Source organism: Pelovirga sp. (genome assembly GCF_059864205.1).
On the sequence record NZ_JCBCBS010000108.1, the window covers coordinates 1 to 13,909 of the forward strand.

The window sequence follows — 13,909 nt, forward strand, 5'->3', positions numbered from 1 at the left end:
AGACCATCCGTCGGCAACTGCGCCAGGTTGAACCGCGCGATAACAGCGGCGCCGTGCGTCTACCGGTAGACCGCTGCTTCAGTATCAGCGGGTTTGGTACCGTGGTCACCGGCACCCTCAACAGCGGTACCATCACCACCGGTGACAGTCTTGAAATCCTGCCGGCCGGGGTCACCGCGCGGGTACGCGAGGCACAGGTGCATGATCAGCAGGTAAGCCAGGTGTGCGCCGGCCAGCGCGTGGCCCTGAACCTGGCGGGCATTAATCGTGAACAGGTGCCGCGCGGCTCGGTGCTGGGCACGCCGGGCTTGTTTCGCGCGACCCGGCGCATTGATGTTCAGCTGCAACTGTTACCTGATGCGCCGTGGCCACTGAAGTTTCGTGATCCGGTTCATTTTCATCTGGGAACCGGCCGCAGCGTTGCCCGGGTGGTGCTGCTGGACCGCGAAAAGATGGAGGGTGGTGAACAAGCCCTGGTGCAACTGGCCCTCGATCAGTCGGTCCTGGCGCATCGCGGCGATCGCTTTATCATCCGTTCATATTCTCCCATGCACACCATCGGCGGCGGTGTTGTTATTGACGCTGAACCGCACAAGCACAAGCGCTTTCGTCCTGAGGTTATCCAGCGTCTGCAGGAACTGGTTTCCGGTGATCTGGGCTTCTGGTTGCAGAAACTTGATGAGCTGCAATTGGCACGGCTGAAGGAACTGGAAAAACAAACCGGTACCGGTCGCGATCAACTGCTGGCGGGGTTGGAAAAACTGCGTGACCAGGGACGGGTTGACCTGCTTGTCGAACAGTGGGTGAACAGTGAACGGCTGCGCAGCTGGAAGCAGCAACTGCCGCAAATCGTCAGTCACTATCACCGCCGGCACCCTTTGCGCCACGGCATGCCACGGGCAACTCTGCAGGCACGGATTTCCGCTAAACTGGCACCGAAGGGGTTCGAGGTGTTACTGCAATGGGCGTTTGATGAGGGGGTGCTGGAACCGCGCCGCGACCTGATTGCTACGCCCGGTTGGCAGCCGCAGTTGCAACCGGAGCAGCAGCAGATTGTCGCGCGGATTGAAGCCCATTTTCGTTCAGCCGGCTTTGATGCCAAGAACAACCAGGATGTCCTGTCGCAGTTAGGCTTTGCGGATATCGATGCGGATGAATATTTTTCCTTTCTGTATCTGGAAGGGCTGCTGGTGCGCCTTAATCAGGAGAGCTCCCTGCACATGGAGCATTATCGTCAGGCGGAAACAATGCTGATCAGTCATTTTAAGCAGCAACCCACCCTGACTCTGGCGCAATTCCGTGATCAGCTCGGCAGTGGGCGCAAGCTGACCCAGGCGCTGCTGGAACTGTTCGACAGCATGAAATTTACCCGTCGCGTCGATGATCACCGGGTCGCCTGGCAGTTGCCTGAAGTATAGGTTCATGGTAGTGGGTAGTGGGTAGTGGGTAGTGGGTAGAACTGAAACTATTAAAGGGATGAGAATGAATATTCGACTGACCTCCTTGTCGCGCAGTTCCGGTTGAGCGGCAAAAATAGGTCCTGAGACCCTGACCCAGGTACTGAGTCAGCTCCCCCAGAGTGAAGATCCTGCCTTGTTATCGCAGGAAATTCCGTTTGCCGATGCGGCTATTTATCGTCTCAGTGAGTCGCTGGCGCTGGTGCAGTCGGTCGATTTCTTTACTCCGGTAGTCGATGACCCCTATCGCTATGGCCAGATTGCTGCCGCCAACTCCCTCTCCGATCTCTACGCCGTCGGCGCCCGACCATTGACAGCGATGAATATTGTCTGTTTTCCGGTCAATTGTCTGAAAGAAAGTATCCTCGTTCAGATCCTCTGCGGTGGTGCTGAGCGTGTCCATGCGGCCGGCGCGGTAGTCGCCGGCGGTCATTCCATCGAGGATGACGAGCCTAAATACGGCTTAAGTGTCACCGGTACGGTGGACCCACGCCAGATGGTAACGACCTGTGGCGCCAGGGTCGGCGATCAGCTGCTCTTGACCAAGCCCTTGGGAACCGGTTTGTTAACGACCGCATTAAAAGGTGACGTGCTGACGGAAACCGACATTGTTGCCGCGATTGACGGGATGATCGCTCTCAACAAGGATGCGTCGGAAGTGATGATGGCGGTTGGGGTTTCTGCTGCTACCGACATTACCGGCTTCGGGTTGATAGGTCATGCTGCTGAAATGGCCCACGCCAGCCAGGTTGCGTTGCGTTTATTTACCTCACGCCTTCCTGTTTACCCCCATGCTCTGGAAATGGCCGAAATCGGATTGGTGCCGGTTGGTTCTCATCGCAATCAGAAATTTTATTTGTCACGCTGCCACCAGCCGCGTCCCGTTGATCCGCTGTTGATTGATCTGTTATGTGATCCCCAGACCTCTGGCGGCTTGCTGTTGGCGCTGGCGCCGCAGAAACTGGATGGGTATCTTGAACAGCTGCGCCAACGCGGAGTAGCCGCCTGGCATATCGGTGAAGTGCTTCATCAAACGACCGGTTCACTGGAATTGGAGCGCTGATGATTTTTGGTTTGGGGATCGGGGAACTGGTGCTGTTGGGGGCGATCTTTGTTGCTCTGTTCGGTTTAGGTCGGGTGCCGCAGGTGGCGTTGCAACTCGGTCGCATTCATGGCCTGGTGCAGCGTGTGCGGGGATTGTTGCGTAACCCTTTCCGCTTTTTCTAGAAGCCTGTCAGCTTGTCAGTAGGCGACCTTGGCGTATTGAGACTGGGCTGATGCGGCCAATGCGTCAGACAGGGTGTAGATCTCGTGGGCTTCCAGCAGCGGGATCAGTTTGAGCAGCACTTCTGCCGTGACAATGGAGTCTCCCAGGGCGGTGTGGCGACCAACAATGGTGACATTGAAGCGTTTGGCCAGATCATCGAGGGAGTGGTTGTCCTGGTTCGGGTGAACGATAGAAGAGAGCAGCAGGGTGTCGAGGACCGGATTGGTGAAGGTGACGCCGCTGCGTTCTTCCTGGATCTGAAGAAAACGCATATCAAAGGCGGCATTATGTGCCACCAGGACGGAGTTTTCGGTAAATTTTTGAAAGTGCGGCAATACCTTGTCAATCGTCGGTTGCCCTTTGAGCAAATGAGGCTGGATGCCGTGGATGGCGACCGATTCGACCGGTACCGACCGCTGCGGATCTACCAGCTGATCGATCACTTCACGATAAAGAATGTTTCCGTTGATAATGCGGATAGCGCCGAGTTGTATGATTTCGTCACCCTGGGTCGGATTAAGCCCTGTTGTTTCTGTATCAAAAACCACATAGGTTAATTTCTTCAAGGGGGTCTGCCCCAGCTCCTCCCATTCTTCACCACGGTTAAACAGGTCAAATTCATAGGAAATCGGTCGATGTTCGATGTCACTTTGTGCCGACAACCGACACTCCTGGTCAACCGGCGGCAGGGTGATCAGGATGCCACAGGCCTGATTGTTATCATCCCGCAAGGCCTCGATGGTGCCTGAAGCTTTTTCGATGGTATCGGTAAAACTCAGCAGCTTGCCATTGGTATCAGCAATCAACGGCGTTTGTTGCCAGGTATCCAGCAGGCTTGGATCGGCATGTTGCTCCGGCCAGGTGATGGCGATTTCAATCTGTTGCTGTTCGTTGATCGTCAGGGTCAGCAGAATATCCTTCAGGCTGGAGTGTTTGCTGAGTTGGCCGGCCAGGTGCGAGAAGGCCTGCACCATGGAATAACTGTCGATCTCAAGCCAGACCCCCTGGGGGGCCAGGTTAATGACCTGCAGGTCGAAACGCTCGGAAATATTCTGGCTGATGACTTCAAGCAGATTTTCCGCCAAAACATTTTCGGTTTTACTCAACGCATGAAGATGCAGGGCGTAATTGGTGCGCGCCTCAAGAACCTTCTCCTGCAACGCTTTGGAAGCCTGGTCAATGGTTCTTCGGTATTCCTGCAGTTGCTCCGGGTCGTGGTTAGGTTTGGAAAGAATCGAGGTAATCGATCGGCGAATTTCTTCCAGGTCCTTGAGTTGTTCATCGATCAGCGATTGAATCAGAACATCGCGGCGGCTGTCAGCTTCAATCTGGCGGGTCATGTCCTCGAGGGTCAGGACGAAACCGGAAATCATGCGTTTATCTTCCTGCTCAAAGAAAAAAGGCGCCATATTTACTCGCAGGCAGGCACCGTTGCGCAGGGTCATCATCGAATTGCTGATCAGTTTGGCATGTCCTGTCGTATGACAGCGATTGATCATTTCAAGGCCGTGAGCAATCTGATCGCGCTCAAGAATGCCAAAAATAGACCGCCCCAGGCCGAGAAGCCCCTGGGGGTTGTTGTTGTCACCGGAGCCATTGTTGTTGATCAATTCCTGGGCCTGCTGGTTGTAAAGCAGCACCTGGCCGTCACTGTTGCAGACGATAACGCCATGGGGCAATTCCGACATCAGAGCGGCAAGCCGGGTGCGCTCCTCATTGATGACCGCCTGGGCGGCAGCGATCCGACCGTCGACATTTTTTTGCAGCGCAGCGTAAGCATCAGCAGATTGGTTAATTATTTCCGCCAGGTATTCAATTTCTTTAGAGGCTGTTTTAAGCTCGATGCGATGCTCCGGGTTCACCGTGGTGATGATGCGCGAACTTTCAGCCATTTTCAGGATCGGCATGATGTAGTCGTTGAAAAGCAGGTTGATGAGCGCGCCGATGATAAAGAGAATGGTAATGGTGCCCAGTAGTGGAAAAGGGATCAGTTTGGGGAGCATTTCCTCCAGAGCCAGCTGTTGTGACTCATTAATGCTGGCCCAGGAACCGATCAGACTGGCGGCCATGATACTGATAACCGCAAAGTAGATGGCAACCAGAAAAATCCAGTATTTAAAACTAGGTTTCATATAGACAAAAACACGCCCACTGCAAGAGTAGATGTTGCGGTTCGAGGTGATAACAGGTGATTGATCTTAACCGCTATAGGGCCGCTCAATAACAGGAACTGCGAAGGCCAAAACCGAAAAACTTCCGTTGCCGGTTATCTTATAGCCGTGAGAATTGATCTAAAATATAAGACAAATACCAGCAGATGGCAAACGTTGTTATGGCAAAAATCTTCTTTGCGACAAAAAAGCAAAGCCACGACCGATTATTCGCGGGGGGCGTGGCTTTGATAGAACAGCGTTCTTTTTTAACAGGTCAGTCGTTTTAAGGCTTCCAGGTATTTTTCGCCGGTCTTGTCGACGATGTCCTGCGGCAGTTTGGGCGGTGGCGCTTTTTTACCCCAGTCGAGGGTTTCGAGATAGTCACGTAAAAACTGCTTGTCAAAACTGGGCTGGGCGCTACCCGGGACATAGAGATCCTTCGGCCAGAAGCGCGAGGAGTCAGGGGTCAGGGCTTCATCGATCCAGATCAGCTCACCATTAAAGATGCCGAATTCGAATTTCGTGTCGGCAATGATGATCCCTTTTTTGTCGGCAACCTGGCGAGCACGTTCGTAAATGGCAATACTGATGTCGCGTACTTTCTCGGTGAGTTCGCGTCCGCATAGCTCGACCGCCTGGTCAAAGGAGATGTTTTCGTCATGTTCGCCGATGTCCGCCTTGGTCGATGGGGTAAACAGGGTTTGTGGTAACTTGTCGCTTTCCTTAAGACCGCCCGGCAACGGGATGCTGCATACCGATTCGAGTTTCTTATATTCTTTCCAGCCACTGCCCGAGAGATAACCGCGGACAATGCACTCGATGGGCAGGGGCTGTGCCTTACGGGCGAGCATGCTGCGTCCTTCGAGTTGGTCACGGTACTGGTGAGTAATGGCGGGAAACTCATCGATGTTGGTTGACACCAGGTGGTTAGGGATCAGGTCGGTCATCTGATTGAACCAGAACTCTGAGATCCGGGTCAGAACATACCCTTTCTGGGGAATTCCCTCCTCCATGACGACATCAAAGGCGGATATGCGATCGGTTGCGACGATCAGCAGATGCTCGCCAAGATCATAAATGTCGCGTACCTTGCCACGGTTGATCAGTTTTAACTCCGGACAGTTGGTAGTAGTGATGACTGCAGTCATAGTGGAAACCTCTTAGTTCTGGAAGGCAGCTATAAGTTCGGGTGCAATAATTTCTATGCTTGCCTGCTGGTAGAGTTCATCAAGTTTGTCAGACACCGCTTGATCTTTCATTTCAATCAATACCCGTTCGCGCAGTCGGCTGACCGCAGCATCATCCAAGGTAGAAAAATCCGCGCGGTTAGCCCGCTTGAGAGCGGCCACCAGATAGCGATCGCCAAAGGTAAAGATTCTGTCAAGAACCGGAGCTGTCCCGGTTAGTTCAAAGGCTGCTTCTGCCAGTTCCTGTGAGGAGCCGATTTGCGGGATAAAGTAGCCAAAGCTTCGACTGAAATCGCCGGTATTGTCGATCCGCAAGTCGAGTTGGCTGGCTGCTGCGGCAAGATTCTGTTGGTCGCGGGAAAGTTCAAGAAGTTTTTCTGCCAGCTCAAATGCCAGAGCCTGAGCTTGCTCCGCGCGGTAGGCGCTTTCTACTGCACTTTTTACCTCATCCATTTCCGGCAGGCGGCTTTCCTGCTGATCTTTCAAGGAGATGAGTAAGACGCCATTGGTTGTATTGATGGGTCGCGCCAGTTCGCCGGGTTGCAACAAAAATGCGGCATCGCTGATTTCGCTGACACGGCCCAGCCCATTAATGGGCTCGTCAGCAGCAAAAAAACCGGTTTCTTTGATGCCCAGGTTGTTTTCCCGTGCGGCCGCTTCGAGGTCACCGCTGCGCCGGTTGATGTTAAAGGTGTCCATGGCTTTTTCGTAGGCAAGCTGACGCGATCCTTCGATGATCAGTCCTGTCTTGATCGTATCGGTAACCTCAACCAGCGGCTTGAAACCCGGGGCGATATAATCCGTTACTTTAATCAGATGGAAACCAAAAGGGGTTTGAATCACATCACTCATCTGGCCGGGGCGCAGGGCAAAGGCCGCAGCTTCAAAGTCGCTGACCATCATGCCGCGCCCGAAATAGCCCAGATCACCGCCGTCAGCAGCGTTGGCGGTGTCGTCTGAGTGCAATTTCGCCAGTTGGGAAAAATCAGCACCATCGCGCAATTGCTGACGGATATTCTGCGCCAGTTCGCGGCGTCTATTGATCGTGTCCGGGTCACTGTTTTCGTCAATGCGCAACAGAATGTGCGCCGCTTTAACCTGCTCTTCTACTTCAAATAGTTCAAGATTGCGGCGGTAATAGCGATCCATGTCGGCTTCGCTGAAGGTGTGAAGTTCAGCTTCGTAGCGAGCCGGGTCGAACAATAGATAGCGCAGGGAGACCCGCTTTGGAATGCGGAATGCTTCCTGGTTGGCGTTGAAAAACTCCTCAAGGGCGGTATCGGTCACCTCGACCTTCGACTCTACCAGGGCTGCTGTTAGCCAGACATAATCAAGATTGATCATGTCATTTTCCCGATGAAAGAAGGAGACAACGTCGTCCTGAGTGATGGTGACATTCTGTTGCAGGTGGTCACGAACCTTTTGGGTCAGCAGTTCGCGCTGCTGCGATTGTTCAAATTGTTCCGGAGAAATACGCTGGTAACTGAGGACTTCTACGTAGCGGTCGCGATTAAACTGACCATTGACCTGGAAAGTATCGTACGCTGCAATACTGTTAACCAGCTCCTGGTTGCTGACGCGCAGGTTAAGACGTTTAGCTGTTTGTACCAGCAGTTGTTCTTCAATCAATTGCTGCAGCGCCTGGCGGGGTAGATTCAGCTGGCGTTCCAGATTGGCATCAAAAGCGCCTTGATAGATACTCTGATAGAGGTTGTAGAGATTGCTGTAAACGCTTTGGTAGGCGGCAAAGCTGATGGGGTCGCCATTGACCCTGGCTGCGACGTCACGGCTACGATCGGAGCGCTGGTCAGTGGGGGCGGTCAGCATGGTATAACCGATGACAAAACTGAGAATAATAACAGCAAAGGCAATTTTAATCAGAAAGGATTTCTTTTTCGACCGGACAATATCAAGCATTATTTTTGATGCTCCTTCGGTAGTATTTTTAAGTTCTTTCGATAAAATAAACCCGTACATTAGACCAGAAAATTGCCTGAATGCAATGAAATTTTTGCCCTCATAGTCCTTGCCTAATGAAATCGCATTTGCTAGAGTGGCAAGGTTTTTCAACGGGTTTCAGTTATCAATCCCTCCTGCGCCGCCGGCGCATACAGGACATCACATGATTAATATATTCGACGCCTTTCTAGGTCTGTTTTCAAATGATCTGGCCATCGATCTGGGTACCGCCAATACGCTGGTCTACATGCGCGGAAAGGGGATTGTGGTCAGTGAACCCTCTGTCGTCGCTGTGCAGACTGGCGCCGCAGGCCAGCGGCGGGTGCTGGCCGTGGGCAAGGATGCTAAAGAAATGCTGGGACGCACTCCCGGTAGTATTGTTGCTATTCGGCCGATGAAAGAGGGCGTTATTGCCGATTTTGACTATGCCGAAGAAATGCTGCGCTACTTTATCCGCAAGGTGCACAACCGTAAGAATCTCGTGCGTCCGCGCATTGTCATCTGTGTGCCGTCCGGCATTACTCAGGTGGAGAAGCGTGCGGTGCGCGAATCGGCGGAATCGGCCGGTGCGCGTGAGGTGTATTTGATTGAAGAGCCGATGGCCGCCGCTATTGGTGCCGGTCTGCCGATCACTGAGGCGTCGGGAAACCTGATTGTTGATATTGGTGGCGGTACTACCGAGGTTGCGGTGATCTCCCTGGCCGGTATCGTTCATGCCCAGAGTGTCCGTGTTGGCGGCGACAAGCTCGATGAGGCGATTGTCCAGTACATTAAGCGCAAGTACAATCTGCTGATTGGTGAACGCACTGCGGAAGGGGTTAAAATCGGGATCGGTAACGTTTACTCTACCGGCGAAGATACCAAAACGATGGAGGTCAAAGGACGTGACCTGGTCAGTGGTATTCCCAAGACTCTTGTCGTCAATTCTGATGAGATCCGTGAAGCCATGTCGGAACCGATCAGCACGATTATCGAAGCGGTGCGTATTTCCCTCGAACGTACCCCGCCGGAACTGGCAGCGGATATCGTCGACAAGGGGATTGTTCTTGCTGGTGGCGGCGCCTATCTGAAAAATCTTGATCTCTTGTTGCGTCAAGAAACTGGTCTGCCGGTGCTGATCGCCGAAGAACCACTCTCTTGCGTTGTGCTTGGCTCCGGTGCGGTTCTCGACCAGCTTGATCTGCTCAAACAGGTATCGGTTTCTTCCTGAGACTGTGTGCCATTACATCTCTGAGGGTTGCAGTCGCAGGGAGGATCAGTCGATCCTCCCTGTCTGTTTGCAGCTTGTTGCAGCCTTTTTCACTAAGGGCGTCTGATGCGTGACCTGTTAACTCGCTATCGTTTTTACTTGCTGGCGATCCTGTTATTGCTGGCAGCGCTGACCCTCTACTCGTACAATGTCCGCCAGAAATCGGTCACAACTTTTTTCGAACGGGCGGTGTTGTCCGCTACGGCCCCTCTTCAACTGGGTATCGATAGGGCGGCAAACGGCTTTCTCAGGGTGTGGCGCGATTATCTGTGGCTGGTTGATACCCGTCAGCGCAATCTGGAATTGGCGGCGGAAAATCGGACATTGCGGGCCCGTCTCAATCAGCTTGATGAAGTTACCCTGCAGAATCAGCGTCTGCGCAAGCTGCTGGCCTTTGTTGATGACCTTGATCTCGCGGCGCTCCCGGCCCAGGTGATTGGTGAGGATGTGACCCCCTGGTCGCGCACCATTGTGATTGATAAGGGATCGCGCTCAGGATTGCGTCAGGGGCTCCCTGTGGTGGCTTACGATGGTGTTGTCGGGCGCGTTATCAAAACCTCTCCCCACAGTGCACGGGTTCTGCTGATCACCGACCCATCATCGGCTGTGGCCGCCTTGATACAGGATACCCGCTCCCGGGGGATTTTGCGCGGCCATGGTGACCGGCTGAGTGTTGAGTATATCGAGCAAGACGCGACGATCCAGCCCGGCGATCTGCTGGTCACCTCCGGCATGGGGGGCATTTTCCCCAAGGGGCTGCCGTTGGCCCGCGTGGTTTCTACTTCGCATGATTACTTTGATTTGTTTCAGCGTATTGAGGCGGTACCAATGGCCGATTTCAGCCGTCTGGAAGAAGTGCTTGTCGTTTTGGGTGAAGATCGATGAATCGCTGTTTACTTTACCTGGTTGCTGCCGGCGTTTTTTTGCTGCTGCAGAGCACTTTTTCCCCGCTGTTTCTCGAAGCACGCTGGCGCCCCAATCTGATGTTGATTCTGGTTGTGCTGCTGGCGCTGCGCGAAAGACCGGTGCCTGCCATGCTGACAGTCATGCTGTTGGGAGCGTTCCTTGACAGCATGAGTGGCACCACTATTGGATTACATGTAGCTGCTTGTCTGGTGGTTTTTATCCTGATTCGTCTGCTGGCGGATAAACTTAACGTTGAAAGTCCGGCCCTGCTGATGTTGATGCTGATCGGCGCCAATGTTGTTCATGGTTTGCTGGTTGCTTTTATTATGACCACCTATGCTGATCTTGCTACCATCCTCTATTTGTTAGCCACCAACCTGGCACAACAGACCCTCAGTACCCTGCTGGTATTTTTCCTGCTGCTGATCTTTTTCCCCCGTTGGTTTCTGAAGGGTTCCGGACGGTCAGACCCCACCAGGATTTTTCGTGGAGATCTATCGTGAACCTCAAGGTCAAGTGGATCGATCTTCCCATCGTCAGGCGCCGTTTTTATCTCTATACGCTGGCGGCGGTGCTGGTATTTGTGCTGCTGTTGTTGCGCCTCTGGTACCTGCAGGTTATCAGTTACGAAGATCTTTTTGATCGCTCGGTGCGTAATCGCACGCGCATGCTGATAACCGAGGCACCGCGCGGTCCGATCTATGATCGTCATGGGGTATTGCTGGTCGATAACCGCCCGGCTTTTCAGATCTCGGTGATGCGTCAGGATATTGTCCAGCGTGACGAGCTGTTTAGTCGCTTGTCCAGTCTGCTCGATGTCAGTGCCGAGCAACTGGAAATGCGTTGGCAGGAAGGGCGGCGCTTGCCGGCGTACCGACCCGTTCCGCTGATAATCGATGTCGAACGGGAGCTGGTCGAGCGGGTTCAGGAAAACAGTATCGATTTGCCCGGAGTGTTAATCGAAGTGCGCCCGCTACGAGATTATCCTGACCCTGATGCCGTTGCCCATGTGGTTGGTTATCTGGGGGAAATCACCGAGCAGGAGCTGAAAAACGCATCCTTCGGGGAATACCGGGGCGGTGATCTGATCGGCAAGGTGGCTTTGGAGCGCAGCTATGAAGATTCTTTACGGGGGGACAAGGGGCAACAACTGATTGAGGTTGATGTGCAGGGGCGGTTGCTGCGGATGTTACAGGCGCAGAGTTCCGAACCAGGCAAAAAAGTCTATCTGACAGTTGATCTGGAGTTACAAAAAGCCGCAGTAGAAGCTTTTGGCAATCGTGCCGGGGCGGCGATTGCACTTAATGTCCACACTGGTGAAGTCCTGGCAATGGTCAGCCTGCCGACCTATAACCCGGCTCAGTTTGCCCGCGGGATAAGCCCGGATGAGTGGCGCAGCTTGCTTGGTGATCGTCGTAACCCACTACAGAACAAAGCGATTACCGGTCTTTATCCGCCTGCGTCAACCTTCAAGATGGTGGTTGCTCTGGCAGCGCTGCGCGAAGGGATCGCCGGCACTAATCGCGAGATCTATTGTCCCGGAGCTCTGGTTGTTGGTGATTCACGCTTTCGTTGTTGGAAACGTGAAGGTCACGGTGCGGCTAATTTGAAAATGGCGCTGCGCGAAAGCTGCGATGTCTGGTTTTACCAGGTCGGGTTGGAGTTGGGCATCGACAAACTGTCAGCAGCGGCCAAAGAATTCGGCTTCGGCTCAACTCTGGGTTTTGCCTTGCCGGGGGAGCGTGCCGGCACTATCCCGTCCCGCGAATGGAAGCGCCGGCAATTTAATGAGCCCTGGTACGCCGGGGAAACAGTGATCGCTTCTATCGGTCAGGGGTATGTGTTGACCACGCCTTTGCAGTTGGCGGTGATGACTGCTGCCCTGGTCAACGGTGGGCAGGTGCTGAAGCCGCAAATCGTGGAGCGCATCGAAGATTGGGAGGGGAACGTCACCCAACTGTTTGAGCCGCAACTGATCCGTCAACTCGATTATTCACCGCAGCACTGGCAAGCTGTTGAAGAAGGGATGGTCGCCGTTGTCGGCGATTTGCGCGGAACCGGTCGTCTCGCTCACCTTGATTGGCTCAGCGTAGCCGGCAAGACCGGCACCTCGCAGGTGGTTCGGCGTTTGAGTGATGAAGAAGAAGAACTATTGACCGGTGATGAGCATATTCCCTATCGTCAGCGCTCCCATGCTCTGTTTGTCGCCTATGCCCCAGTTGAAAATCCTGAAATTGCGGTAGCAGTTATCGTTGAGCACGGTCAGTCAGGAGGGCGGGTCGCCGCACCCATCGCGCGCGATATTATCAGCCGTTATTTTCGCAACAGCGGCGAATAGGATATATTTACGATGTTTGATCGCCGGCTAATCTATCACTTTGACTGGGTTTTGTTGTTGACGGTGCTGATGCTTGCTGCTGTGGGGATTATGAACCTTTATAGTGCCACGGCAAACTGGAGCTACGGTGGCACGCCACTTTACCTTAAACAATTGGTGTGGTTGGGCAGTGGTTTGTTTATTGCCATGCTGGTGTGTCTTTTTGACTACCGTCATCTGCAGTATCTGGCGGTTCACGCTTATATCTTCGGGATCGGACTGCTTGTCACCGTCATCTTTCTTGGCCGCACGACCATGGGCGCAACCCGCTGGATTAATCTCGGCTTTATTAATGTCCAGCCGAGCGAAGTGATCAAGGTGGCGATTATTCTGCTGTTTGCCCGCCTGCTGACAAAAATGGCCACGTCTCAGGGTTTTGCCGTGAGAGATCTGTGGCGTCCCGCTCTATGGTTGCTGGTGCCGACCCTGTTGATTCTCAAGCAGCCCGACCTTGGCACAACGGTGATGGTGGTATTGATCGCCCTGAGCATGCTGGTGTTTGCCGGTCTGAAGCGCGCAACGCTTGTCTGGCTGGCGATTCTGGCTCTGGCGACCGGGGTGGTGGGATGGTTTGGCCTGCATGATTATCAGCGTGCCCGGGTCAGGACCTTCCTTAACCCTGATGCTGATCCGCTGGGCAGTGGCTACCATATTATCCAGTCAAAGATTGCCGTTGGCAGTGGGGGGATCTTTGGCAAGGGGTTTCTTGAGGGAACCCAGGCCCAGCTATCCTTTCTGCCGGAGCGCCACACCGACTTTGCTTTTTCGGTTTTTGCTGAAGAATGGGGATTTGTCGGTTGTCTGTTGTTGTTGCTATTGTACCTTTTTTTGATTGCCTGGGGGCTCTATATTGCCCGGCGCGCCAGTGATCAGTTCGGGCTGTTTCTGGCGATCGGCGTCACCGCTATGTTCTTCTGGCATATTGTCGTCAATCTCGCCATGGTGATCGGTTTGCTGCCGGTGGTCGGGGTGCCCTTGCCGTTGTTTTCCTATGGTGGGACCAGTATGGTGACGATGATGATTGGGGTGGGGTTATTGATGAATGTGAGTATGCGGCGTTTCATGTTTTGATGGCGTCGCAAAAACTCACCAACTGCTGCGTTGCCGCCATCGTTTCACTGCTTCGACGTACTTAAGTACGCCTCATTGTTCAACAATGGCGCGCCTTGCATTTGGCGCTTTTTGCATAGCCATCCAAGTAAGATGCTGTTTGCGAAAGCATCAAGTTTTAGTCTTCCGTAGCTGTCTCAGATGTTCCAGGCGCTCGCCGATGAGCTTCTCATAGCCACGATCGGTTGGTTGATAATATTGCCGGCCTGCCAGTTGGTCGGGGAGATGCTGCTGATCACTTACG

General features: G+C 53.6%; 11 protein-coding genes. 8 read left to right on the forward strand and 3 right to left on the reverse strand.

Going from position 1 to position 13,909, the window contains the following annotated elements; genetic code table 11:
* The 3 genes from AC6F7T_RS06945 to AC6F7T_RS06955 form a co-directional block, all read left to right on the forward strand.
* Positions 1-1,418 (forward strand): SelB domain-containing protein (locus AC6F7T_RS06945; protein ID WP_500717318.1); only part of this gene is annotated, 1,418 nt, incomplete at its 5' end.
* 58 nt (positions 1,419-1,476) lie between these two features.
* Positions 1,477-2,520 (forward strand): selenide, water dikinase SelD, encoded by a 1,044-nt coding sequence (selD, locus tag AC6F7T_RS06950; RefSeq protein ID WP_500717319.1) that lies wholly within the window; start codon positions 1,477-1,479, stop codon positions 2,518-2,520.
* Complete coding sequence (locus AC6F7T_RS06955; protein WP_500717321.1) at positions 2,520-2,684, forward strand: hypothetical protein; 165 nt, start codon at positions 2,520-2,522, stop codon at positions 2,682-2,684. The genes selD and AC6F7T_RS06955 overlap by 1 nt, the downstream gene beginning before the upstream one ends.
* A gap of 15 nt (positions 2,685-2,699) precedes the next feature.
* On the opposite strand, the gene AC6F7T_RS06960 is transcribed toward AC6F7T_RS06955, so the two are convergent.
* The 3 genes from AC6F7T_RS06960 to AC6F7T_RS06970 all read right to left on the reverse strand — a co-directional run bounded on the left by AC6F7T_RS06960 (position 2,700) and on the right by AC6F7T_RS06970 (position 7,981).
* Positions 2,700-4,856, reverse strand: coding sequence for an exonuclease domain-containing protein (locus AC6F7T_RS06960; protein ID WP_500717323.1), 2,157 nt, complete (start codon positions 4,854-4,856; stop codon positions 2,700-2,702).
* Positions 4,857-5,143: 287 nt separating this feature from the next.
* Positions 5,144-6,025, reverse strand: coding sequence for a phosphoribosylaminoimidazolesuccinocarboxamide synthase (locus tag AC6F7T_RS06965; protein WP_500717325.1), 882 nt, complete (start codon positions 6,023-6,025; stop codon positions 5,144-5,146).
* A gap of 12 nt (positions 6,026-6,037) precedes the next feature.
* The gene (locus AC6F7T_RS06970) at positions 6,038-7,981 is read right to left on the reverse strand and encodes a SurA N-terminal domain-containing protein (RefSeq protein WP_500717326.1); all 1,944 of its coding nucleotides are present in this window, start codon (positions 7,979-7,981) and stop codon (positions 6,038-6,040) included.
* A gap of 205 nt (positions 7,982-8,186) precedes the next feature.
* On the opposite strand from AC6F7T_RS06970, the gene AC6F7T_RS06975 reads away from it, so the two are divergent.
* The 5 genes from AC6F7T_RS06975 (at position 8,187) to rodA (ending at position 13,626) form a co-directional block, all read left to right on the forward strand.
* Entirely contained in the window at positions 8,187-9,233 is a 1,047-nt protein-coding gene (locus tag AC6F7T_RS06975; protein ID WP_500717328.1) for a rod shape-determining protein MreB, read from the forward strand.
* Positions 9,234-9,338: 105 nt separating this feature from the next.
* The gene (gene mreC, locus AC6F7T_RS06980; RefSeq protein ID WP_500717330.1) at positions 9,339-10,157 is read left to right on the forward strand and encodes a rod shape-determining protein MreC; all 819 of its coding nucleotides are present in this window, start codon (positions 9,339-9,341) and stop codon (positions 10,155-10,157) included.
* Entirely contained in the window at positions 10,154-10,681 is a 528-nt protein-coding gene (gene mreD, locus AC6F7T_RS06985) for a rod shape-determining protein MreD (RefSeq protein WP_500717331.1), read from the forward strand. Before mreC ends, mreD begins: the two co-directional genes overlap by 4 nt.
* A complete protein-coding gene (gene mrdA / locus AC6F7T_RS06990; protein ID WP_500717333.1) occupies positions 10,678-12,516 on the forward strand; it encodes a penicillin-binding protein 2 in 1,839 nt (612 codons plus the stop codon). The genes mreD and mrdA overlap by 4 nt, the downstream gene beginning before the upstream one ends.
* A 12-nt stretch (positions 12,517-12,528) precedes the next feature.
* Positions 12,529-13,626 carry a rod shape-determining protein RodA gene (rodA, locus tag AC6F7T_RS06995; RefSeq protein WP_500717334.1) on the forward strand — a complete coding sequence of 366 codons (1,098 nt, stop codon included), beginning with the start codon at positions 12,529-12,531 and terminating at the stop codon, positions 13,624-13,626.
* Positions 13,627-13,909: the final 283 nt, after the last annotated feature.

Excerpts from the sequence above, each read along its gene's own strand:
- AC6F7T_RS06955 (WP_500717321.1), top strand. The coding sequence starts at position 2,520 with ATGATTTTTGGTTTGGGGATCGGGGAACTGGTGCTGTTGGGGGCGATC.
- AC6F7T_RS06960 (WP_500717323.1), bottom strand. The coding sequence starts at position 4,856 with ATGAAACCTAGTTTTAAATACTGGATTTTTCTGGTTGCCATCTACTTT.
- AC6F7T_RS06965 (WP_500717325.1), bottom strand. The coding sequence starts at position 6,025 with ATGACTGCAGTCATCACTACTACCAACTGTCCGGAGTTAAAACTGATC.
- AC6F7T_RS06970 (WP_500717326.1), bottom strand. The coding sequence starts at position 7,981 with ATGCTTGATATTGTCCGGTCGAAAAAGAAATCCTTTCTGATTAAAATT.
- AC6F7T_RS06975 (WP_500717328.1), top strand. The coding sequence starts at position 8,187 with ATGATTAATATATTCGACGCCTTTCTAGGTCTGTTTTCAAATGATCTG.
- mreC (WP_500717330.1), top strand. The coding sequence starts at position 9,339 with ATGCGTGACCTGTTAACTCGCTATCGTTTTTACTTGCTGGCGATCCTG.
- mreD (WP_500717331.1), top strand. The coding sequence starts at position 10,154 with ATGAATCGCTGTTTACTTTACCTGGTTGCTGCCGGCGTTTTTTTGCTG.
- rodA (WP_500717334.1), top strand. The coding sequence starts at position 12,529 with ATGTTTGATCGCCGGCTAATCTATCACTTTGACTGGGTTTTGTTGTTG.